The organism is Lysinibacillus capsici (genome assembly GCF_020217405.1).
Classification (GTDB): domain Bacteria; phylum Bacillota; class Bacilli; order Bacillales_A; family Planococcaceae; genus Lysinibacillus; species Lysinibacillus capsici.
The window spans coordinates 1,051,298-1,075,343 of the sequence record NZ_CP084108.1 but is presented as its reverse complement, the minus strand read 5'-3'; the positions used below and the strand labels follow the sequence as shown (position 1 = coordinate 1,075,343).

At 37.5% G+C, this 24,046-nt stretch carries 25 protein-coding genes and 1 other annotated feature; of the genes, 1 reads left to right on the top strand and 24 read right to left on the bottom strand.

Going from position 1 to position 24,046, the window contains the following annotated elements; translation table 11 throughout:
• Position 1: 1 nt before the first annotated feature.
• From LCP48_RS05045 to LCP48_RS05015, 7 genes are all read right to left on the bottom strand, one after another.
• Positions 2 to 880 carry an aspartate carbamoyltransferase catalytic subunit gene (locus tag LCP48_RS05045; protein WP_225340758.1) on the bottom strand — a complete coding sequence of 293 codons (879 nt, stop codon included), beginning with the start codon at positions 878 to 880 and terminating at the stop codon, positions 2 to 4.
• A 194-nt stretch (positions 881 to 1,074) separates the two neighbouring features.
• The gene (locus LCP48_RS05040; RefSeq protein WP_216485579.1) at positions 1,075 to 2,385 is read right to left on the bottom strand and encodes a uracil-xanthine permease family protein; all 1,311 of its coding nucleotides are present in this window, start codon (positions 2,383 to 2,385) and stop codon (positions 1,075 to 1,077) included.
• 14 nt (positions 2,386 to 2,399) lie between these two features.
• Positions 2,400 to 2,948 (bottom strand): bifunctional pyr operon transcriptional regulator/uracil phosphoribosyltransferase PyrR, encoded by a 549-nt coding sequence (pyrR, locus tag LCP48_RS05035; protein WP_004227349.1) that lies wholly within the window; start codon positions 2,946 to 2,948, stop codon positions 2,400 to 2,402.
• 240 nt (positions 2,949 to 3,188) lie between these two features.
• Complete coding sequence (locus tag LCP48_RS05030; RefSeq protein ID WP_004227348.1) at positions 3,189 to 4,100, bottom strand: RluA family pseudouridine synthase; 912 nt, start codon at positions 4,098 to 4,100, stop codon at positions 3,189 to 3,191.
• On the bottom strand, positions 4,097 to 4,576 hold the full coding sequence (gene lspA, locus LCP48_RS05025; RefSeq protein WP_318528169.1) for a signal peptidase II: 480 nt from the start codon (positions 4,574 to 4,576) through the stop codon (positions 4,097 to 4,099). The genes LCP48_RS05030 and lspA overlap by 4 nt, the downstream gene beginning before the upstream one ends.
• A gap of 164 nt (positions 4,577 to 4,740) precedes the next feature.
• Complete coding sequence (locus tag LCP48_RS05020) at positions 4,741 to 6,309, bottom strand: sodium/solute symporter (RefSeq protein ID WP_225340756.1); 1,569 nt, start codon at positions 6,307 to 6,309, stop codon at positions 4,741 to 4,743.
• Positions 6,310 to 6,333: 24 nt separating this feature from the next.
• Positions 6,334 to 6,669 carry a DUF485 domain-containing protein gene (locus tag LCP48_RS05015; protein WP_004227342.1) on the bottom strand — a complete coding sequence of 112 codons (336 nt, stop codon included), beginning with the start codon at positions 6,667 to 6,669 and terminating at the stop codon, positions 6,334 to 6,336.
• Positions 6,670 to 6,871: 202 nt separating this feature from the next.
• Here LCP48_RS05015 and LCP48_RS05010 point away from each other — a divergent pair, with 202 nt between their 5' ends.
• On the top strand, positions 6,872 to 8,077 hold the full coding sequence (locus LCP48_RS05010) for a helix-turn-helix transcriptional regulator (protein ID WP_225340755.1): 1,206 nt from the start codon (positions 6,872 to 6,874) through the stop codon (positions 8,075 to 8,077).
• 101 nt (positions 8,078 to 8,178) lie between these two features.
• Here the strand turns inward: LCP48_RS05010 and ileS are convergent, their stop codons facing one another.
• The 17 genes from ileS to ftsW form a co-directional block, all read right to left on the bottom strand.
• Positions 8,179 to 10,947, bottom strand: coding sequence for an isoleucine--tRNA ligase (ileS, locus tag LCP48_RS05005; protein WP_004227333.1), 2,769 nt, complete (start codon positions 10,945 to 10,947; stop codon positions 8,179 to 8,181).
• Between the two features lie 112 nt (positions 10,948 to 11,059).
• Positions 11,060 to 11,283: a binding site (T-box leader), on the bottom strand.
• Between the two features lie 96 nt (positions 11,284 to 11,379).
• On the bottom strand, positions 11,380 to 11,904 hold the full coding sequence (locus LCP48_RS05000) for a DivIVA domain-containing protein (protein ID WP_004227329.1): 525 nt from the start codon (positions 11,902 to 11,904) through the stop codon (positions 11,380 to 11,382).
• 95 nt (positions 11,905 to 11,999) lie between these two features.
• Entirely contained in the window at positions 12,000 to 12,788 is a 789-nt protein-coding gene (locus tag LCP48_RS04995) for a YlmH family RNA-binding protein (protein ID WP_004227327.1), read from the bottom strand.
• A 169-nt stretch (positions 12,789 to 12,957) separates the two neighbouring features.
• Positions 12,958 to 13,239, bottom strand: a complete 282-nt coding sequence (locus LCP48_RS04990; protein WP_004227322.1) for a YggT family protein — start codon at positions 13,237 to 13,239, stop codon at positions 12,958 to 12,960.
• Positions 13,240 to 13,259: 20 nt separating this feature from the next.
• Entirely contained in the window at positions 13,260 to 13,757 is a 498-nt protein-coding gene (locus tag LCP48_RS04985; RefSeq protein ID WP_004227319.1) for a cell division protein SepF, read from the bottom strand.
• Complete coding sequence (locus LCP48_RS04980; protein WP_036219484.1) at positions 13,741 to 14,445, bottom strand: YggS family pyridoxal phosphate-dependent enzyme; 705 nt, start codon at positions 14,443 to 14,445, stop codon at positions 13,741 to 13,743. Before LCP48_RS04980 ends, LCP48_RS04985 begins: the two co-directional genes overlap by 17 nt.
• 118 nt (positions 14,446 to 14,563) lie before the next feature.
• Positions 14,564 to 14,806 carry a PRC-barrel domain-containing protein gene (locus tag LCP48_RS04975; protein WP_225340754.1) on the bottom strand — a complete coding sequence of 81 codons (243 nt, stop codon included), beginning with the start codon at positions 14,804 to 14,806 and terminating at the stop codon, positions 14,564 to 14,566.
• Positions 14,807 to 14,937: 131 nt separating this feature from the next.
• On the bottom strand, positions 14,938 to 15,711 hold the full coding sequence (sigG, locus tag LCP48_RS04970; protein ID WP_004227313.1) for an RNA polymerase sporulation sigma factor SigG: 774 nt from the start codon (positions 15,709 to 15,711) through the stop codon (positions 14,938 to 14,940).
• 114 nt (positions 15,712 to 15,825) lie between these two features.
• Positions 15,826 to 16,533 carry an RNA polymerase sporulation sigma factor SigE gene (sigE, locus tag LCP48_RS04965; protein ID WP_009373518.1) on the bottom strand — a complete coding sequence of 236 codons (708 nt, stop codon included), beginning with the start codon at positions 16,531 to 16,533 and terminating at the stop codon, positions 15,826 to 15,828.
• Positions 16,534 to 16,546: 13 nt separating this feature from the next.
• Positions 16,547 to 17,380: a sigma-E processing peptidase SpoIIGA gene (locus tag LCP48_RS04960; RefSeq protein WP_004227308.1), complete on the bottom strand. Its 834-nt coding sequence runs from the start codon at positions 17,378 to 17,380 to the stop codon at positions 16,547 to 16,549.
• 182 nt (positions 17,381 to 17,562) lie between these two features.
• Positions 17,563 to 18,720: a cell division protein FtsZ gene (gene ftsZ / locus LCP48_RS04955; protein WP_004224858.1), complete on the bottom strand. Its 1,158-nt coding sequence runs from the start codon at positions 18,718 to 18,720 to the stop codon at positions 17,563 to 17,565.
• 53 nt (positions 18,721 to 18,773) lie between these two features.
• Positions 18,774 to 20,057 carry a cell division protein FtsA gene (ftsA, locus tag LCP48_RS04950; RefSeq protein ID WP_004224856.1) on the bottom strand — a complete coding sequence of 428 codons (1,284 nt, stop codon included), beginning with the start codon at positions 20,055 to 20,057 and terminating at the stop codon, positions 18,774 to 18,776.
• Between the two features lie 95 nt (positions 20,058 to 20,152).
• The gene (locus tag LCP48_RS04945) at positions 20,153 to 20,524 is read right to left on the bottom strand and encodes a small basic family protein (protein WP_004224852.1); all 372 of its coding nucleotides are present in this window, start codon (positions 20,522 to 20,524) and stop codon (positions 20,153 to 20,155) included.
• Between the two features lie 3 nt (positions 20,525 to 20,527).
• On the bottom strand, positions 20,528 to 21,247 hold the full coding sequence (locus tag LCP48_RS04940) for a DUF881 domain-containing protein (protein WP_004224851.1): 720 nt from the start codon (positions 21,245 to 21,247) through the stop codon (positions 20,528 to 20,530).
• Positions 21,248 to 21,370: 123 nt separating this feature from the next.
• Entirely contained in the window at positions 21,371 to 22,099 is a 729-nt protein-coding gene (locus tag LCP48_RS04935; RefSeq protein WP_004224850.1) for a DUF881 domain-containing protein, read from the bottom strand.
• Complete coding sequence (locus LCP48_RS04930) at positions 22,077 to 22,910, bottom strand: cell division protein FtsQ/DivIB (protein WP_004224849.1); 834 nt, start codon at positions 22,908 to 22,910, stop codon at positions 22,077 to 22,079. The genes LCP48_RS04935 and LCP48_RS04930 overlap by 23 nt, the downstream gene beginning before the upstream one ends.
• Positions 22,911 to 22,931: 21 nt before the next feature.
• Positions 22,932 to 24,011 carry a putative lipid II flippase FtsW gene (ftsW, locus tag LCP48_RS04925; RefSeq protein WP_004224848.1) on the bottom strand — a complete coding sequence of 360 codons (1,080 nt, stop codon included), beginning with the start codon at positions 24,009 to 24,011 and terminating at the stop codon, positions 22,932 to 22,934.
• Positions 24,012 to 24,046 lie beyond the last annotated feature (35 nt).

Below are 24,046 nucleotides of genomic sequence, written 5' to 3'. Positions count from 1 at the left end.
GTTATTCTCTCCCCTTTAAAATGGTTTCCATAATAGCCATCCGTGTGTAAACACCGTTCCGCACCTGTTCAAAAATCCGAGAGCGCTCACACTCAACTAATTCAGAGGCAATTTCAACATCACGATTGACGGGTGCTGGATGCATAATAATGGCTGATTCTTTCATTTGCTTTTCTCGTTCAATTGTTAAACCAAACTCTTGATGGTAACCTTCCTTTGAGAAGCTTTTATTTACTTTATGACGTTCATGTTGCACACGTAGTAACATAATGACATCACTTATTTCGATCAGATTATCCCATGAATGATGGGCTTCAAAACCGCCAGACCATTCTTCTGGACAAAGGAAATGAACATTTGCCCCTAAATTTTGTAATGCTGTTGCATTTGATTTCGCTACTCGACTATGGGAGATATCTCCTGCAATAGTGACATTCAACCCTTCGAAATAGCCAAACTCCTTTTTGATGGTATAAAGATCCAATAAGGATTGTGAAGGGTGTTGCCCAGCACCATCCCCTGCATTAATAATCCCTACATTAATACCATCCAGCAGCTCATTGTAATACTCATCTTCTGACGCCCGAATGATGACAGCATCTAAACCAATCATTTCCAATGTTTTGACAGTATCGTACATCGTTTCCCCTTTCGTAACACTCGAAAACCCTGCATCGAAAGGGATAACATGACAGCCAATTTTGTATTCTGCCATTTCAAAGCTTGTTTTTGTGCGAGTACTTGGTTCAAAAAATAAATTGGCCACTTTGTGTGTGCGAGATAACGATGATGTTTCACCATTTTCAAATGCTTGCGCAAGATCTAGGATTTGGTTAATCTCTTCTGTTGTTAAATGTTCCATCGATAATAAGTTCTTCATCATGTGACCTCCATTAGGTTGTGAATCGTGAACGTCTATATATGACGTTCTCTGTATATAAAGTAAAAGCCCCGTTGATGTCATCAACGAGGCATGAGGAGGCGTGACAAACTACAGCAAGACATATATCCTACTTCAGCCTGTCCACAACTTCCCTTTTTTTGCCTCTCTGGACAATTCATTAAAAGGTACTACTATGAATCTTTATTTTGATTGTATTGTACGGGTATATCAGCTTCTTTTTTACCTGGTAGAATCGCATTCAATAGCACACCAATAATCGCCGCTAGTGCCATTCCTTCAACACTCAATGATTCTGAGATAACAAATTTGGCACCGCCAATACCAATGACTAGAATCACCGAAGCAATTACTAGGTTACGACTGTTACCAAAATCAATATGATTATCCACTAGCATACGTAAGCCACTTGCCGCGATAATTCCGAAGAGTAAGATGGAAACTCCACCAAGTACTGCGGTTGGAATCGTTGCAATTACTGCCATTGCTTTCCCGAAGAATGATAGTAAGATAGCAACCACTGCTGCACCTGCAATAACGTAAATACTGTATACTCGCGTAATAGCTAGTACACCAATATTCTCACCATACGTTGTTTTCGGAGGGCCTCCGATTAAAGCACTCACAAATGTGCCAAGTCCGTCACCTAGTAGCGAACGGTGTAGTCCTGGCTCTTTAATATAATCCCGATCTACTACTTTTCCTAATACCAGTTGATGACCAATATGTTCTGAAATTGTTACAATAACGATCGGTACCATGATAAGTAGAATTTTTGTTGTTATTTCAAACTCATAATGCACACCCGGTATTAAGAAATCAGGCAAAGCGAAGAATTTTGCTTTGGCAATCGGTGTATAGTCTACTATGTCAATTATCATGGAGTAAATGTAACCTACAATTAGGCCTATCAAAATTGGCATAGTGCTTAAAATTCCTTTAAAGAAAATCGTAAAGATGATAGCTGTAAAGACCGTAACTAAAGCAGCTGAGAAGTGTAAAAAGCTATACTCTCCATTAATGTTCATTGCCATATTCACAGCCGTACCAGAAAGTCCAAGCCCAATTACCATAATTACTGGACCTACCACAATCGGTGGCAAGATTTTCATAATCCACTTATAACCACTTTTCCAAATGATTAAGGATACAATTCCGTACGTAATGCCGACAGCCATAGCACCGATCATGGCATTGCCTGGGTTTACACTCGAACCGTCTTCATTTAAACCACCTGCAGCAAGTAGGATTGGTGCAATAAAGGCGAAGGATGAGCCTAAATAAGCTGGTACCTGGAATTTCGTAATTAATAGGAAGAATAATGTAGCAATTCCGCTTGTTAAAAGGGCAATCGCTGGACTAAGACCTACTAACTGCGGTACTAAAATCGTTGAACCAAACATCGCAAACATATGCTGGAAGCTTAATGTCACTAGCTGGAGCGGGGTCGGTTTATCCTTAATATCTAAAACTGCATTTGACATACTGTTTCCTCACTTTATTGTTCGTCTTCTTTGTAAATAATGACGCAATCTTCTCCGTCTACTTCTTGTAAATTGACAACAATGCGCTCAGAGCCAGAAGTTGGAACGTTTTTTCCCACATAGTCTGCTCTAATTGGTAGCTCTCGATGTCCTCTATCTACTAGAACAGCTAGCTGAATTTGTGCAGGTCTTCCTAAATCCATTACAGCATCTAGAGCTGCACGTACTGTTCGACCTGTATAAAGTACATCATCCACTAAGATGATTTTTTGATTTTTCACTTGATACTCGATATCAACTTGTTCTACATGTGCTTGTTCGTTTTCATGTTTCGTTGTTAAATCATCTCGGTAAAGTGTAATATCAAGTTCCCCTGTACGAATCGGTTTACCTTCAATTTTTTCAATTCGCTGCGCCAAACGTCTGGCTAGAAAGGCACCTCGTGTTTTAATGCCAACTAAAATACATTCATCGATTCCTTTATTACGTTCAATAATTTCATGGGCAATGCGTGTTAATGCTCGTGTCATTGATGGGCCATCTAATAATTCATTTTGTGCCATATTCGTATCCTCCTCTCTTCAATCTATTATCGGCCATGTGTCCATAAAAAAACCTCTCGAGGCGAATAGCCTGAGAGGGTTGTATACGTGTCGAAAAAGCATGTTGGAAAAATTTGCAGCACAAATTTTCACAACACTATCACATGTCCCTTCTCAGCCTCTCTGGACTGCCATTAAAGGTGAATATTTAGTTATGTTGTTCATTCACTGTCGTTAGTATAGACTTTCTTTTCGTATACGTCAATGCCTATTTCGTAAATCGTTTAATAATTGTTCATAATCAGCTGGAAGTGGTGTTTCAAACTCCAAATATTCTCCAGATGAAGGATGATCGAATCCTAAAGTCGCTGCATGTAAAACTTGTCCCCCAAAGTCGATTGTCTTTTTAGGTCCATATTTTGGATCTCCAACAAGTGGGAAACCAATATAATTCATATGCACACGAATTTGGTGTGTACGTCCCGTTTCTAAACGACATTCCACAAGCGTATAGTCACCAAAACGTTCAACAACTTGGAAGTGTGTGACAGCATGTTTACCATTATCGACAACTGCCTGTTTTTGGCGATCTTTTTGGTCACGTCCAATTGGTGCATCAATTGTCCCCTTATCATGTGCAATATGCCCGTGGACAAGAGCAATATATTTACGAGTAACTGTTTTATTAACTAATTGATTGACTAATGATTCATGAGCCGTATCGTTTTTAGCCACCATCAATAAACCCGATGTATCTTTGTCGATACGATGCACAATCCCTGGTCGTAGTACACCATTAATCCCGGATAAGTCTTTACAATGATACATTAACCCATTTACTAGTGTACCTCCCATATGGCCCGGTGCTGGATGTACCACCATACCCTTTGGTTTATTCACAACAAGAACATCTGCATCCTCATAAACAATATCTAAATCTAAATTTTCCGGGACAACATCCAATTCTTCCACTTCTGGTACATCAATAGCGATGATGTCACCAGCTTTAACCTTATATTTTGCCTTTACAGCATCACCGTTTACTTTAATGACTCCATCACTAATCCAGTTCCCAATTTGCGTACGTGACCACTCAGATTGTAAGCTGGAAAGTGCTTTATCAATGCGCTCTCCTTGCTGCTGTTCTTCGATTGTATATGTTACTTGCGTCATTGTTTCACCTGTTTCTTCTCTTTTTTATCTTCCATAATTAAGCCAATCATCAGCACGACAACTGCTATTGTTAATGCAGCATCTGCCACATTAAAAATAGGGAAATCATAATTAATAATTGGAATTAAAACATCTACAAAATCGACCACTTCTCCTCTAAATAAACGGTCAATAAAGTTTCCTACTGCACCACCAAGCAAGAGCATTAAGCCAACTTGAAAAATAGGCTTTCCCTTTGCTTCTTTATGATAGAAATAGACAATCGCACAGATAACAGCAACTGTGACAATACTAAACAGCCACATTTGCCCCTCTAGCATCCCCCATGCTGCCCCTCTATTTCGATGAGACAAAATACCAAACCAGGGGTCCCATATAGCAATGCGTTCAGCATATTCCATATTTTTCACAATCAGCCATTTTGTCCATTGATCCAGTAAAACGACAAAAGCAGCTAATCCATAATATTTATACACAGACATTCCTCCGTTCACTCAACATCTTACCTATTCTACCATAACAGTACCATTCACAATAACTAATATCATATCTAAATATGGCTGATTCTAAATCTCTCCAAGAAATATAAAAAGGCTATCCCTATTACGTTTAAGCAATAGAAATAGCCATAACTTATTGGTTAGACAGTTTCAGATTCTTTTGAATGTACTCGCTTCATGAAGTCATTAACATCAGCAGGAACTTTGCGATCTATTAATGACACGATAATAACAGATAAAAAGCCCACAGGCACTGTCACAATACCTGGAATTTTAAACTGCAAGAAGCTTGGTAATGTTCCTGGTAAAAAGATCATCCACATAGACACGCCAAGTCCTATTAATAATCCTGCAATGGCTCCTTTCTCTGTCATGCCTCTCCACCAAATACCTAAAATGAATATTGGGGTAAATGTACTTGCAGCGACAGTAAAAGCGAGCGCCACTAAATGACCAATGGATGCATCCTTTACAAGTAAACCCAATGCTCCATATAAAATACCTAATAATACAATAGCCACTTTCCCAGCAATCACTCGTTGTTTTTGTGTAATATCCTTTTTCATGATATTGGCATATAAATCATGAGCTAGTGCACCTGAGCTTGTAATAAACAATCCTGAAAGATTGGAGAAAATAGCTGCAAATGCTCCTGCAATAACTAATCCAAGTAGCCATTTGCCACCTAGTGCAAGGGCTGTAGTAGGAATCACCATATTATTCCCACCCAGCACTAAATCACGCATAACTTCCTCACTAGCTGTCCCAGAAATGAAAATAGATCGACCTACAACACCTAAATAAACAGCTAACAAGAAGAACGCGCTTGCAATCCCAATAGCCATGAGTGCAGATTTCCGGGCTGCTTTAGCACTTGGATTTGTATAAAAGCGCAATAATATATGTGGAAGTCCAATTGTTCCTAGCGCTAGCCCAATCGTCATACTAATTGTTTGCCAGAACGTGGGGAAATAGAAGCCAGTGCCTGTCCAAGCAGCACCATCAAAATTGATATCATTGCCATCTAAAGCATATGGTGAAGTGCCTGTGATTGGACCACTAAATGAATGGATGGCTGCTAAAACTTTATCATAATGTAAACCGCCATAAACTGCTGCAATTAACATCACGATAAACGCACCAAGACGAATCCACAACTCTAGTGCTTGGTTGATAGTTGTTCCTTTCATACCACCAATACCCACATAAAAAATCATAACAACACAAGTAAATATAATGCCGAATTCATAAGAAGTACCGAAAAACATACTTAAAATTTGTGCAGCACCTAATAATTGGGGAGCTGCATAAAATCCAGAAATTGCTAAAACCACCGCTACCGCTACAAGGCGTGCTCGTCTACTATGAAAACGATAGCCTAAAAAATCTGCAACGGTAAATGCACCAAAGCGTCTTAAAGGACCTGCCACAAAAATCGCTAATAATGTTAGCCCAATGGAGAAGCAAAACGCATAATAAGCACCATCATATCCAAGTTGAAATGTTAACCCTGCGATGCCCAGGAATGTTGCTGCACTTAAGTAATCCCCACCAATGGCAGAACCATTTGTAAACCATCCGAAACTTCGGCCACCTACAAAGAAATCCGATGCTGTTGCATTTCTTTTTGTTAAATACGTAATGTATACAATTGTTCCCATTAAAGCAATGGTCATTAACATCTTTGGTTCTAATAGAGCTTCCATCATTCAACATTTCCCCCTTTATTCCAACTACTTATTTGCTATATCGTATTTTTTTAGACGTTTCTCGTACATGGCCGTATGAACATATGCAATAATAAATGCCATAGCCATCATTACAATCGTTGTCACAAACCATGTGACTGTCATACCACCCCACATCTTCTTAAACGCAAATGCTGGCGCAAACCAATTCATAACAGGGATACTAAAAATCAAAATAAAGTAAAATATCGATAAACCTAAACCTGTTGTAAATTCATCTTTCATAATTTTGTTTGTTGTTGCATCTAAAGGTGGTAGATCTTTCACATCAATTGTTCCTGCTTCTACATAGTCATAATCATGACTGCCTACTTCCGCCATAAGCTAACTCCCCCTTTTCTGATAAATGAATAATTGTCTGAAATTTCAAATTATTATTCACTACAATTATTCTATTCTATTTCAACTTCAATATAGATATAAAATATTGCTGTATTAGTACAAAAAATTGCTATTTTAAGTTAAAATATTTTTATCTTTTTATTCGTAGGGGGCTGATAGCATTTTAAAGGTGGTATGGTATATGGAAAGCTCATTTGACAAGCAGCAAATGAGTGAATGGTTAAAAGAGGTTTTACCAAACGCTTTAGAGGAGTGTAAAGTGCCAAAGCCAGAAGATGAGGTCATTATTGTCTATGAAGTCAATCGGTTATTTGATTGGGTAAAGATTAATCGATTAAAAAGAAATTATCCTAATAGTATTATTGTCCCGTTTGTTACAGAACACCTTACCTACTCGACTGGTATAGCAATTGAATTAGCTTTACCTGCACTTCTCATAAAACCATTACAAAAATCAAAATTTTTACGAATCGTAAAAAAGCTGTATACGTTCTATCAGGAAAAAAAGGCGAGTACACTTACAATGCTTGAGCTATCACAACAAGTATCCCAACAACATACCTCTCCATTTAGAGAAGCATTTTTAAAACGCCTGATCCGTGGAGAAATTGACAATGAACAAGAAATAATACAATCTGCTTCATTTTTATCGACAAGCTGTATACCTAATATTGTATTTTTAATTCAAGGCTATATTGATGGGGCTAATAAGAAAGCTGTCCCATACGATGCAAGTAGTAGTATTACAACTGTTTTTCGTCAGCACTTTGCTGAGAAAGCCTCCTTATCCTTTTTACATTTTGAACGCTATTTATTACTTCTTATGCGAATTCCTAGTGAGTACAACTCTTTCAAACATTGGACCGAGGGTGAAGCCAGTTTATTAGAGGTTATCGAGACCCTAAAAAGGGATTGTTCTATTCATCTTTTTATGGGGGTTGGAGGTGTATTTCAGGATGCTATGCAAGTGAAGGAATCCTATAGTCAGGCTAGAAAAGCGCGTAGAAAACCACCTATCCATAATATACACATCAGATATTACGAAGATTTAACAAAGCATGAGCAGCTTCAAAAAGCTATTCAGTATATTGAAGAACATTACGACGAACAACTGACCATTCGTGATGTTGCAAAATATATTAACTTTAGCCCAACTCATTTTAGTAGACTATTTAAAAAAGAAACAGGTCGCAATTTTGTTGACTATGTTGCTTATACACGCATTATCAAAACCTTACCTTTTTTACGTAAGTACGACTACACCATAGAAAAAATCTCCTCCACCTGTGGCTTCAATACACCAAATTACTATAGTTTAACATTTAAAAAATATGTAGGTATCTCTCCAACAGATTATCGCAATACGACAGAAATTTTATTTAAATAATAGAAAAGAATCTGCAAAAAACTTCCATGAAAAAAGCAAGCCTCCATCAAGGAGACTTGCACATCCTCTACATTAAAATGCAGATTCTTGTTATTTATAGATTAAACGTAATACTTTTCTACAACTTCTGCACAGCGAGCACATACTGTAGGTTGTGCTTGATTTGAACCAACTGTTTCAGAAATTGACCAGCAACGCTCACATTTCTCACCTGTAGCCTTCTCAACAACGATGGAAACATGCTCAAGTGTTAAAGCTTCAGCAGGTGCCTCTTCGATGGCAGCTACCTCAAAAGCTGAAACGATGGAAAGTTGTGCAAAGTCAATGTTGGCATCGTTCAATAATGCGACAACATCTTCTTTCGCATAGACAGTGACTTTTGCTTCAAGTGATTTACCAATTGTTTTCGCATTACGTGCTTCCTCTAATGCTTTTAAAATATCATCGCGTACATCAATAATTTTTTCCCATTTTGTACGTAGGCTGTCAAAATTGGCTTGAACATCTACCTCTGGGAAATCTGTTAATTGCACAGAAACTTCTTCTACAATACCTTGAGCATGTAGATAAGACCACATTTCATCCGTTGTATGTGGGATAATTGGTGTCATGATTTTTACCAATGTCATCAATGTATCATAAATAACTGTTTGCATCGCACGACGATCCTTATTGTCATGACCCTCGATATAGACTACATCTTTGGCAATATCAAGATAGAATGAAGATAACTCTACAGCAACAAAATTATTGACTACATGATAGACAGCAGCAAAATCATAGCGATCATAGGCAGCACGCACAGTTTTTAAGACATCCTGTAAGCGCATATATACATATTGATCCATTTCACGAAGCTCAGCATAACTTACACGATCTTTCTTAGGATCGAAATCAGCAATATTGCCGTGTAAGAAACGGAAAGTATTACGAATTTTACGATACACTTCAGATACTTGCTTTAACATATCCATCGAGATGCGCACATCTGCTGTATAGTCAACAGAAGCAACCCATAAACGAAGTATGTCTGCTCCATACTGATCCATTACTTTTTGTGGAATAATCACATTCCCTAAAGATTTACTCATTTTACGTCCTTCACCATCAAGAACAAAACCATGTGTTAAAAGTCCTTTGTATGGTGCATAGCCGTTAATAGCTACAGATGTAATAAGAGATGAATTAAACCAACCACGATGTTGGTCAGAGCCCTCTAAATAGAGATCAGCTGGATATTTCATACCACGCTCTACTAGTACACCTTGGTGTGATGAACCGGAATCAAACCATACATCCATAATATCATTTTCTTTTGTAAATTCGCCGTTCGGGCTACCTGGATGTGTAAAGCCTTCTGGTAATAACTCTTTTGCTGTTTTTTGGAACCAAATATTTGATCCATTCTCACGGAATAATGCTGAGACATGACTAATTGTTTCAGGCGTAATAATAGGTTCACCATTTTCAGCGTAGAAAATCGGAATCGGCACACCCCACGCACGTTGACGTGAAATTACCCAGTCTCCGCGATCACGAATCATATTATAAAGACGAGTTTCTCCCCAAGCTGGTGTAAATGCTGTTGCTTTTACAGCCTCTAATAGCTCCCCACGGAATGCTTCAACAGATGCAAACCATTGTGGCGTCGCACGATAAATAACAGGCTTTTTCGTACGCCAGTCATGTGGATAGGAGTGCGTAAAGAAATCAAGCTTTTCTAACGCTCCTACTTCTTTTAGTTTTTCTGTGACGAGTTTATTCGCATCATTATAAAACACGCCTTCAAAGCCAGGCGCTTCATCTGTATAGCACCCACTATTATCAAGAGGGCTAAGAATACCTAAACCATACTGTTTACCAATATGATAATCGTCTTCACCATGCCCTGGGGCTGTATGAACACAACCTGTACCCGCTTCAGCAGTTACGTGTTCACCTACCATAATAAGCGATTCACGATCGTAGAATGGATGTTGTGCTACAATACGATCTAATGCCTCTCCTTTTACTTCTTGTACAACCTCATAGTCTACCCATCCAAGCGTAGTTGCCACTGACTCTAATAACTCTTTGGCAATGATGAATTTTTTATTAGCCACTGCAACTACTACATAGATAAATTCAGGATTCAAAGAAATCCCTAAGTTTGCTGGTAATGTCCATGGTGTTGTTGTCCAAATGATAAATTTAGCATCTGCTGGAACAACACCCTTCGCATCCTTAATTGCAAAGCTTACATAAATGGATGGAGATTTGATGTCCTTATATTCAATTTCAGCTTCCGCCAAAGCAGATTCAGAAGAAGGAGACCAATAAACCGGCTTTAACCCTTTATAGATATAACCTTTTTCCGCCATTTTACCGAATACTTCAATTTGACGAGCTTCAAACTCAGGCTTTAATGTAATATATGGATTTTCCCAATCACCTCGAATGCCTAGACGGCGGAATTGGGTACGTTGATTGTCAATTTGCTCATAAGCATACTCTTCACAAAGTTGGCGGAATGCTGCTACTGACATTTCTTTACGTTTTACACCTTTGTTAGTCAATGCTTGCTCAATTGGTAAACCATGTGTATCCCAACCTGGAATATAATTGACATGGTAGCCAGTCATGGAGCGATGACGTGTAATCATATCCTTCAATACTTTATTTAAAGCATGGCCGATATGGATATCACCATTTGCATAGGGAGGACCATCATGTAGAACAAATTCTGGTCGACCTTCCGTACGCTCCATCTGTAATTTGTTAATATCCATACCATTCCATTTTTCTTGCATTTTTGGCTCATTTGCCGGTAAATTTCCACGCATTGGGAAATCTGTTTTTGGCATTAATAAAGTATCTTTGTATTCAACCATTAAAATTCCTCCTTTATTTTACACAAACAGGTAGACATTTTTCTCATAAGACAGTTATTGGCAAAATTATCTAAAACGATTCGGAAACAAACAAAAAAAGCCCTCAATCCCACTAAGGGACGAGAAGCTTCTACTCGCGGTACCACCCTAATTGTAGTACAAAAATTTGCACTACCTCTTAAAAGCACGTTTAACGTCGTGCATCACGAAATAACCTACTTTTTTCAGTTATTTAGCTCAGAAGTGATGTTCAATGCTAGTTGTATGTTTGGGCTCTCACTGTCCCCAAATCGCTTAACAACGCCTAACAAATACTGTCTTCGTCTCTGCTTTTATGCATATCTGTTCAAAATAATTACTATTACAAAGTATATGAAATTCAAACAATCGCGTCAAGTTTCATTTGTCAATTACAGCAATTAAAAAGAAAAGTTAAATATCCTCAGAATCCTGTGCTTCTTCAACAGATGCTTGAATTTCTGTTAAATCGATATCATATTGCAGCAAATGATCCCAGTCATCTGCATTAAGTAAATCCAGCTGTGCTTCTACAAGCATCTTGAAACGATTACGAAATACCTTAGATTGCTTTTTAAGCTCATCAATTTCAATCGTCACCTTACGAGCCTTCGTCAACGCTTCATTGACAATGCGATCAGCATTTTTTTCAGCTTCTTTTACAATGAGCTTTGCCTCTTTTTGAGAATTTCTTCTCACTTCATCAGCCGCTTCTTGTGCAACGACAATAGATTTCTGCAAAGTTTCTTCTAAGGTGTTGAAATGTCTCGCTTGTTCTAAAGCCATCTCTAATTGCTTATCAACCTCTTTTTTTTCACGAAGCAGAATTTCATAGTCTTTAATAATCTGATCTAAAAATTCATTTACTTCATCTTCAGCATAACCTCTGAAGGCTTTTGTAAACTCCTTATTATGTATATCAATAGGTGATAATGGCATACAATCCTTCTCTCCTTTACATGTACATTCGTAATTCCTATTATACAATTGTTCCGACAACTTAGCAGTAAAAATTAATGAAATTTACTTCACTTTCAGCTTTTTTGGGCCAATCGACCGACTTGAAGACGGATTTTATCTTTTTTTGTTCGGCCTTCAGTCATAATAATTTTCACCCGACCACTTCCACGTATCGATAAAATATCTCCCTCTTGTAATTCAAAAGCAACTGTATCTCTTTCTGTCCAATTTACACGAACTTTTTTCCCAGTAATTAAAGCTTGAGCTTTTTGGCGTGATACATTTAATACAGTCGCAATAATTACATCTAAGCGCATGGAAGATACTGTATGAGATTCCTCCAACCATTCTTCCTCATTTACAATAAGGGAATCCGCTTCTTTTAAAGACTCAATATGCACCTTAACTTTACCAATACCTGTTAAATGTAACCGAACATATTCTGCTACCTCTTGAGCTACAACAAATTGCACCTGCTGATCATTTACACGAATATCACCAAATTTGCCACGGTTTAAACCTAATGAAAGCAACGCACCTAAAACATCAGGATGTCGTAATTGGACAAATTTCACTGGATATTGAATCGTAAATGCCACTAACTGAAAGTCTTCTTCTATCGCTTCATAGTAAGTTGGAAAAATAAGCATACGCTGCCTCTCCGCCTCTTCAAATAAACCTGTGCATGCAGTTTTTAGGGTATCATTTTGCCCGATAATCGATGTCACAATAAAACGTTGTCTTGGATCAAGAAAATCTGTCAGCTTAGGCGCATAACGATCTTCAACCTCACGCTGCCAGCTTATTACCTGTTCAATAAAGGGCTGTTCATCTTTGCGAAAATGCTGGATTAAGTGTTCCATCTTGTTGTCTCCTCTTTCACTGTTCCTTTTTGCTTTGTTAGTTGGAAACTTAGTATTCCCAATTAATGACGTTTGTACCTCATTGTTTTAAAATTTTTTATTAGTCGCTTTAATAGCGGAGATCATTAAAATAAATAAAAAATCCCCACCAAAACGTGAGGATTTATTTCTAAGCGAACATAAAATATATTTTCTGAATGACTATATAAAGCCCTCTTTCAATAAAATTCAGCATAAAGATGGCCACAATTGGCGAAATATCAATCATACCAAGAGGAGGAATGAACTTCCTAAAAATCCCTAAATATGGCTCACAAACTTTTTCAAGCATGCGACCAATGGCTGAATTTTGAGCGGCAGGCACCCAAGACATTAAGATATATGCAATTAGCATGAATGAGTAAATCTTAAATGCTAATGATACATAACCAAGTATAATAAAAAAAGTCATATAAACTACAATCCTCGCTATTAATTATCGTCTAAAATAAAGTTTGTAATTTCACCAGTCACTTCTACATTATCTGGCGTACAAAGGAAGATATCTTTACCGATACGTTGAATATCTCCAGCAAGAGCATAAACTGTGCCACTTAAAAAATCAATAATGCGTTTACCTTGTTCTCTTTCGATACGTTGCAAATTGACAATTGTTGCACGTTTATTTTTTAAATGCTCTGCGATATCTTGTGCTTCTGCATAAACTCTCGGTTCTATTAAAACAACTTTTGCTCCCTTAGAACTCATAGCTGCCTGTAAACTGACTATGTTATTAGGAGTTGCTGTGCTTTGTGGCATAATTTCATGAATAGGTGCTTTGCGTTCTTTCATCATTTTTTTTGGCTTAACTGAATGAATCGGTTGCTGTTGTTGTATGGGTTGTTGTTGCTGAATAGGAGCTTGCGTGATTTCTTCTTCTAATTCTTCTTCAAGGTAAAAGAAGTTTTTAATCTTATTTTTCATGCTCATCCTGTTCCCCTCTTTCATTTCCAACAAGAGCCGTTCCGACTCGAACAAAAGTAGCCCCTTCCTCTACCGCAATTTCAAAGTCATTAGACATGCCCATTGATAACTCGGTACAAGGTGCGTGTGCGAATCCTTGCTCGGCTATTTGCTGTTGACATTGTTTTAATTGCTTGAAAACAGAGCGAATAATTGCTTCGTTTTCGGTGTTTGGTGCCATAGTCATTAAACCTACAACTTGAATCTTCGTAAAACCTTTTAATGCTTCTACAAAAGGCAAGACTTCTTCGATAGTTAAACCATGTTTTGATTCTTCACCAGAAACATTTACTTGTACAAAACATTTAACAGGTTGTTCGGCTCTTTTTTCAATTTCTTCTGCCAAACTCAAACGATCTAAGGAGTGTAAATAATCAATGCTGTTAATCACTTGCTTTACTTTACGTGTTTGAAGCGACCCAATGTAATGCCAATGAACATTAGCATGAATATCAGTAATTTTACGATGTAAGCCCTCTGGTCTGTTTTCACCTAAATGAATGAGCCCTGCTTCAATTGCTTCTTGTGTTCTTTCAACAGAAACTTCCTTCGTCACGGCAATTATTTGGACTTTTTCGCCCTCACGATTCCCTTTTTTTTCTGCTGCTGTTATTAAATCATTTAGTTTGTTTAAATTTGTTAAGATTTTTGTCACTGTTTTTCCCAACTTTACAACAATAGTTTCTTTTATTGTAACAAGCAATGCTTGATTTATCAATGAATAGCCTGACCTATGTCAGCATACAATTTCACAATTTCAATGAGCCTATGTCTTAGGAAAGGGCTTTGACTAAAATGACATCCTTACCAACAACAAGCACATCCTTCATATACACTTTTCTCACAGACTCTTCACCTTTAAAAAAACCAAGATATTTGCGAGGCTCTGCAATCAAAAATGCTGTCACATAGCCTGTTTCTTTTGATACTTCAGCATCTATTACAAAGCCTATAAATCGTCCATTTCCTGCTTCTATGACTTCTTTTTGTTGTAACATCGAAAAACGCAATGACATACCTCCTCTATTGTTTACTTTCGTATAATCATTTCTACTACCATCAAATTTTGCAGTTACTTTATATTTATGTATCATTTGTTCATTGAATGAAGATAAAATGCGCACCGAATTATACGATGCGCACTTTTTTATTTGTAATCTTTTTGCATTGTTTCAATTGCATTTTTTTCAAGACGTGAAATTTGTGCTTGAGAGATCCCTAGTTCTTTGGCAATTTCAGTTTGGGTCTCTCCATAATAAAATCGTTTGGCAACGATCATTTGCTGACGTTCATCTAGCTTTTGCAAGCTTTCCTTTACCGACACATAGGCAACCCATTGATCCTCTGATACATCATCATCACGTAATTGGTCCATCATATAAACAGCATCTCCGCCATCTGAATAAATGGGTTCCTGTAACGAAACTGGATCTTGAATGGCATCTAAAGCAAATAAAACGTCTTCCTTTTTCATGTCAATCATCTCAGCAATTTCTTCAATCGTTGGCTCTCGCAAATTATCGGTTATCCATTGTTCTTTTGCTTGCATTGCCTTATAAGCTATATCTCTTAAAGAGCGAGATACACGTAATGCATGATGATCACGCAGATGGCGACGAATTTCACCAATAATCATTGGTACAGCATATGTCGAAAATCGTACATTATGCTTTAAATCAAAATGATCAATGGCTTTCATGAGGCCAATACAGCCTACTTGAAATAAATCATCTGCCTGTTCACCTCTATAGGCAAATCTACCGACAATACTAAGCACTAACCTTAAATTGCACATCACAAGCTCTTCTCTAATCTCTGTTTCTCCAGCTTGTAATCGGATGAAGAGTTCCTTCATTTCCTCGTGCTTTAGAATTGGCAAAGTCGATGTATCTAAGCCGCAAAGATCTACTTTTGTTCGCATATTCGATTCCTCCGGATGTTATTCTCTGACTAAACCGTGACATCAGTTTGTCCGAGAGAAACAAGAATATGCACAAAAGCTGCGACCAATTTTAGGTAGGATAAATTTCCCTTTCTAAGAAATTGGTTGATTTAAATTTTCACGTAAATCTTGAATAATTTTCTTTTCTAAACGGGAAATATATGATTGCGATATGCCTAAATGATCTGCAACTTCTTTTTGTGTCATTTCAACTTTTCCATTGAGACCAAAGCGACATTCCATAATATAACGTTCACGCGCACCTAGTAAATTAATAGCGTGGAACATATGCTGACGTTCAATTTTTTTCTCCACATTATCTAAAATAATATGCTCTTCTGTTCCTAAAATATCAGACAGTAGTAATTCATTTCCATCTGCATCAGAATTTAGTGGCTCATCTAAGGATACTTCACCCTTCATACGACTTGTTTTTCGTAAATGCATTAAAATTTCATTTTCAATACAGCGTGATGCGTATGTTGCAAGCTTAATATTTTTATCGGTATTGAACGTCTCAATTGCCTTTATTAAACCAATGGAGCCAATACTAATTAAGTCTTCGATTGGCGTTCCCGTATTATCAAAACGTCTAGCAATATAAACAACAAGACGTAAATTACGTTCAATTAGTGTGTCTCTAGCTCGTAAATCACCATTCATAAAGGATGCAATGACTGTAACTTCTTCTTCTCGACTTAATGGCACTGGCAATGAATCATTTCCCCCTATATAGTACGTTTCACGACTCCGAAACTTACTCCATAATTTTTTCAAGCTAGCAAGTAGCCTAAGAAGCAATAGTTCTCCCCCTCTATGAGTTATTTGAAAGCGCTGAAAAATGTAAAATTGCTGCTGTGCTATGTGGAAAATTTTTAGCTTTTTTGGTTAATACGATATATTCATTTATTTTCACTTGCGAAGGCTCCCCCTTTATATGCCACTCATCAAAGCGAAAACCAAGGACAACGGTTTGCTGCTGTACTGTATTGACATGAATAAATCGTATATAACGCTGATAATCTTCTGAAAACATAGATACATTGTACGGATCTGTTTCTTGCCATTCCATTAATGATTCCCGGAACGCTGAAGGTAAATGTGGTCTCAAAGCAGTATAGGAAACAAAATGAACCGGCTTTCCTGATAATGGCTCAATGGCTTGATTTCCTGTATCTACAAAGGCCGAAAGCGGTATCTTTGCCCCAAAGATTGTTAAAGTTGTATCAAATACAAATTGACCACTTAAGCGTTCTAACTTTACAAAACCCCATTGCTTATAAAATGCAATAAGATTTAAAACTGCAAGCAAAAAGCAAATCATTATGAAATGGGTGGCAGAAAGATTTTTTAAAAAAGGTTGTAGAGCTGTTAACAATCCGCCAATAACGATCGTTGCTGTTAACACAATCGGTCCTTGCTTCTGAAAGCTTCGAATCTTAAAGTGAAACGCTATACCAATTAACAATATAAAACTAAGAATTGTCGTCCACAGCATTTGACCGCCAATGACAGCTACAAAACTACTACAAATAGAACTCATTAATAATCTTGAATTTTTTACAAGGACTCCTGTTACTCTTGCCGTAAACGTGAGTATCGCTAGATTAAAAAGCGTATTAATGAGCACCAGCCATTCTCCATACATAACAGCCGCCTCCTACATACAAAGTTAGCACGTTACTCCCACAAATATTGTCAAACAATCGCATCATTTCCTAAAAATGTTTTGACAAAAAACATGGTTTCCTTACACATTTGAACATTATGGCAGTCAATATAAAAAGCTCGTATTTTACATATGTAAAATACGAGCTTTTTAGAAGTTAATTAACCACGATTTTTGCGATTACGTAAAAATGCCGGAACCTCAAGCATGTCATCCTGTGCATAATTTTGCTGATTTTGACGTGGCTGCTCATGTTGAACATGCATTTCTTGTCGTTGTTCACGAATAGGTGCTTGTTGCTGTGGAGCAGATTGTCTGTTCATATTAAGTGTCGGTTTTGCTGTAGGTCGTTGTTGCTGTAAAGCTTCCTCTGTGAAGCCTGTCGCAATAACTGTAACAATGATTTCATCTTTAAGATTTTCATTAATTACAGAACCGAAAATCATATTTACCTCTTCATCTGATGCCGAAGCTACGATATCTGCTGCTTCTTGTACTTCAAATAAGCTAAGATTTGAACCACCTGTAATGTTCATAAGGACACCTTTAGCACCATCAATGGATGATTCAAGCAATGGACTTGAAATAGCTTTCTTTGCAGCCTCAGAAGCTCTGTTTTCACCTGTTGCAATACCAATTCCCATTAAAGCTGAACCTTTGTTGGACATAATCGTTTTCACGTCTGCAAAGTCTAAGTTAATAAGACCAGGCGTAGCAATTAAATCTGAAATACCTTGTACACCTTGACGTAATACATTATCGGCTTCTCTAAAGGCTTCTAACATAGGTGTTGATTTATCAACTATTTGTAGTAGCTTGTCGTTTGGTATCACAATCAGTGTATCTACTGCTTCTTTCATACCGCCAATGCCACCGATTGCTTGGGTTTGACGTTTACGACCTTCAAAAGTAAATGGGCGTGTAACAACACCTACTGTTAGGGCTCCCAATTCACGCGCAATTTGTGCAATCACTGGAGCTGCACCAGTACCTGTTCCGCCGCCCATACCAGCAGTCACGAATACCATATCGGCGCCTCGTAAAACCTCTTCTAGCTGTTCTCTGCTCTCTTCAGCAGCCTTTTTTCCTACTTCTGGATTTGCACCTGCACCTAATCCACGCGTTAATTTAGCCCCAATTTGTAGCCTTACTTCCGCTTTGGATAAATTTAATGCCTGTGCATCCGTGTTAACTGCGATAAAGTCAACACCCTGTACACCATGTTCTATCATTCGATTGACAGCGTTGTTACCGCCGCCACCAACACCTATGACCTTTATTACTGCAAGTTCATCAACACTTGTATCAAATTCTAACATCTCTTTTTCCTCCCACGGTAACTCGACTCTGTATCATTCATTACGCATTCTAGTTAATCAAAAAACTTATCAAATAATTTTTTTGCTCTCCCAATTACGCTTTCTTTTGGTTCTGAAGGTGCAGAATACTCTTGCTTTTTGCTTATAGCTGGTTGAGCCCCTACAACTGCATATTCAACAGGCTGCGTATTCGTACTTTTACCGTAAAAATCATCTTCTAAATAGGCGTAACGAATAAGTCCAACTGCCGTCGCAAATGAAGGCTCTCTAACACCGATATAATCAGGTGTATAGATTCTAACACGCGTTTGTAGAATTTGACGTGCTAATTGGGCAATCCCCTCAAGCTTTGCAACACCACCAGTTAAAACTACACCGCCTGGTAAATCTCTAACACCTAAACGTGCTAATTCATCTATAACTAACTCTAGTAATTCTTCTAATCTAGCACCGATAATCTCCGATATATAACGTTGGCTGTACTGATCAGTAGAATCTGTACCCACGACAGGCACTTCAAAGAGTTCGTCATCTGATGCGTCATCATAAAAGGCATGTCCAAACTGGTGTTTAATTTGTTCTGCTTGTTCTGTTGGTGTTTTTAAAACGATTGAAATATCTTTCGTTATATGATCACCACCAACTGGTATGACACCCGTATGCGTTAATAATCCCTCTTCAAAAACTGCAATTGTTGTAGATCCGCCACCTAAATCAATAAAGGCAGTTCCTTGGTTTTTTTCATCTTCTGTTAATGCAAAGTAGCCTGATGCTAATGGCTGCAAATATATTTCTCGTATACTTAAACCCGCTCGCTCAACACAGCGAAGAACATTGTGTAAAAGCGTTTTGGATGTCGTTATCATTGTTGCATCCATTTCAAGACGGATGCCAATCATACCACGAGGATCTTTAATTTCATCAAGGTTGTCCACAATAAACTGTCTTGGAATGATGTTAACTAATTCACGTTCAGGAGGTATTGACATGACTTGTGCAGATTCTACCACTCTGTCTAAATCATCATCTGTAATTTCTCTATTTTCACTATTTACAGCGACAACACCTTTAACTAGCTGTAACATCGTCTGGTTAGCTGGAACGCCTAAAACGACTTCATGGATTTGATAACCAGTCATTCGTTCGGCCTGTTCTATTGCTTTTCGAATAGATTGTACTGTTGCATCAATATCAACAATTGCACCTTTTCGAACTCCATTCGACTTTACATTTCCGACGCCAATTACATGTAATTGCCCGTCACTCATTTCACCTATTAATACCTTGACAGAGGAGGATCCAATATCAAGGGAAATGTATAAATCTTGCTGATTCAATTCGCTGCACCTCCTTGAAAAATGCTCTTATTTTCATTCTATTGTAAATTTGGCATAATGTCTAAGCAAATCGAGTATTTTGGTCAATTTTTCTCTCATTCTATGGAAGTTTTTTTCCGCTTGTGACGTTTCTCATCTAACCGAGTTAGTAATATACGCCTAATGATTGCTATATTTTGGAATAAACGTACTCCGAAAGCGAAAATCGCTGCTAAATACAAATCTATCCCCAAATTCACTCCTATAAAAGCTAATCCTGCTGCTAGAACTATATTAAAAAAGAATCCTGATACAAAAACTTTATCATCGTAAACTTGCTGTAATTGAGCACGAATACCTCCAAATAATGTATCTAAAGCTGCTAAAACAGCTATTGACAGATAATTTTCATACATAGAGGGGATTTGTATATTTGTTAACAAGCCAAGGGCAAGTCCAAATATCAAACCTAAAAATGGTAGCCACATATATTAATCTCCTTTTTTTACCTCTGCTAAATAATCATTTGTCAACGGCTGATCAAATGCTGGAAGTTGTAACTGTTCAATTGGTTCTTCGATTACTAAATTAAAATTGTCTAAATAAAATGAGTCTATAAATGTTGAGGCCTGCAAGGAATTATACATTTTTTGCGCTGCTTTATAATCGCTTGTCCCAACAAATATCTCAAATGAAGGCGAAGACAGTGGTATACTGTTTACTGTTGTCTTACCATTGATATCCCGTATGGCTGTTGTTTGTACTACACGGTTACCATCAATTGAGACATTAGTAGCATTGTTCTTAAAAAGGGTATTCAATAATTGAGTTAACAAATCGGGTGAAATCTCTTTAATTTCATAGCCCATTTCTATCAGTTCAGGTGCAGGTTCAACTCGAAGTACAACACCTGGCCCTATAACTTCTGTTAATCCTGCTTGTAGCTTTAAACGATTTAATGTTTCATTTAAGGCTGCTTGCTGATTTACTTTTTCAGATTGCTCATAGCGATCCACTACTTCATGAAGTGAGCGAATTTCTGCCAGTAGTGCGGAATGTCTTTGTTTTTCTTGTGCTAATTCCTCTCTTATTGCCCAAATATCTCGTGTATCTCGCTCAGCTGGTTTTTGTATGGTATTGTATTGTACCGCTATCATCAAACCGATAATAAATAGCACGATCGTTATTCGGGTGTACATATTTCTTTTCAAAATAGCCCCTCCTAGACGTATCGTATGCCCCTCAGAATACGACTTTGAATTGTATAATTTTCTACAATCGACTATATAACTGGAGGCTAAATTAAACATGAAGTTTAAAGTATAGAACTTGTCCTAACTTTCTATTTTTACTTTTGGCATGGTAAGCTTCTGATTTTCTTCAAGTGACACCACAATATTGTCATTTAATAATTGATCTACAACGCCCCCGTTTAAGTTTAAAGAAGCTATTAATGTATCTGAATCACCAACCGCTTCGATCACAAACGGAGCTGGATGTTGTGTACCATCAATTGTTATTACTGGGCCATTACAGCGAATATAAGAACTCGCTAATACACGTTGTCCATTAATAGCAATAGCTTGCGCGCCTGAAATTTTTAGTTCATTTAACAATTTAAATACATGACTTTCATGAACAATATAGTCATTTGGATTTAAGGATTTTGGATCATAGTCTCCATCTTGAAGGGTTATGCGTATGCCCTTCCCCTCACTCTTTAGTTCACCGAGTAAAAACCGTAAATCTTCTGCTTGCTCAACAAGCTTCTTATAGTCCTTTTCGTTTGATGCAAAGGATTTTTCATACTTTCGAATTTGTTCTTGTAAATTATTTACTTCTTCCGTGAGTTCTTTATTACGCTCTTGTTGAGTGATTAACTCCTCACGATAAGAATCTTCTTGCTCAAAAAGCTCAGAATTAATAGTGCCTGCCTCTCGATTATCTTTCGCCTGGTTGTATGAATAGCCGATGATAAATCCTGTTGTTATACAAACAATTAGTAATTCGAATTGTTTTCTAGTAAAAAAACTACCTTTGCTATTCGTCTTCTTGTTGTTCATCTTCTGTCACTTCCTGGTTAACCATTTCACCATCTGCATTTGCTTCCATGTCAATACTAATCTTGTTGTATTCCTCGTTAAAAGGACGATAGTATGAACCAACCTCTAAATCAATCACACCTTTTTCTAAGTTAGCAATTTGTGCGACAATAGAGGGGTAGTAATTTAACTTTTCCGCTAGTGTCTGAATAACAGCACGTACTTCGTAGCCATCATTCATATAAAGCTTGACTGCATTTGGATTTGCTTCATTACTATTCGTGTTAACCTGAGAAATTAAAGCTAATACTTCGGGCTTTAATTGTGCTAGCTGTTCAACAAGCTTATTAATTGTCTTTTCACCGGTTATCCCGATAAAAACAGGTGCATCAATGGGTGTATCATTTCCCTTTTGTTCAAAGCGCTTACCGTTTTCTAGCAAAGGATAATAAGTCCCGTCTCCAGCTAAGTACGCAACTTTTTTCCACTCTTTAATATCAATTGCTACGCCTTGTAACCAGTTACGGTTAACATGTACTTCTTTTACCCATTTATCCTTTAATAAAATCTGCTCAATATCTTCCACTTTGAAACTCCACATTGATTTTCCTGGTGCAAGAGTACTTGCCTCCAAATAATATTGGTCATTCGCTAGCTTAGCACCATTGACAGTGATTTTATTGATGTTACTGTATGGAGATTGAAAATAAAGGAGTACTGCTAACACAATAAAGAAAAGTAATATTAGCACTATAAATTTCCGGTTTGTACGCTTTTTTCGTCGCTTTTTTAGCGTAGGTATGCGTTCTTCTATATCAATTACTTTCTCCATAAAAGTACTCCTCCTTTATATTTATTTCGCTAATTGATAAATAATACCTATTATTAACCACATTGTTACTAAAGATGTTCCACCATAGCTAATAAAAGGTAATGTAACACCCGTTACTGGCACTAAACCTATTACTACAGCTATATTTAGAAAAGCCTGCACCATAAGCATTGTGACTAGCCCGATAATCGCATAATAGGACGTTCGGTTTTTAGCCTGTACAGCAAATCTATAGCCTGCATAGATCGTTAGTATAAAAAGCGCTAAAATAACGAGGCCACCAATCAATCCGACTTCTTCTAAAATAATGGCGTAAATAAAATCATTTTGAGGCTCTGGTAAATACAGAAACTTTTGTCGGCTTTGTCCAAAGCCATGCCCAAAAATCCCTGCTGGACCGATAGCCATTAAAGATTGCACCGCTTGGAACCCACTAACCAAGGGATCAGCCCATGGATCAAGAAATGCTTCTATACGCTTTAGACGATATGGTGCTGTCGCTATGAGACCTACTAATCCAGCGACACCAGCTAGCATAATCATGGCGTATAGTTTTAGAGGATAGCCAGCGACAAAAAACAATAAAAACACAGATACAACGAGAATAAATACTGAGCCAAAATCCGGCTGCAACATGATAAGAACAACAGGAAGTAACAGGATAAAACCATGTCGCCAGTTAACAACAGGAGTGCCCGTTTTATGTTGGGCTAATATATGGCTCAAGTACACAATGACGGTAATTTTCGTTAGCTCTGCTGGCTGTATTGTTAATGGACCTACACCAATCCAGCTTTGCGAACCATTTCGCACCAATCCTATACCAGGAATCAGTACGAGAACGAGTAAAATTAACGAAAATATATAGGCCATTTTCCAAAAGGACTGCTCTCTCAAAATATTTAATCGAATCGTGATTAAAAATACGACAATGGCTACCACAAAGTATACGCTTTGCTTCAAATAAAACGGCATTTTTCCACTATAATGAACGGCACTCCAGTAGGTACCTGCAGAATAGACGAAAATAATGCCGATTATTGATAGCATCAAAGTTGTGACGAGCAATAAGTAGCTTTCTTTACCTCTCAGTAATGCCATCCTTCCAAGTCAAGTATATTCTAAAATAGTTACAG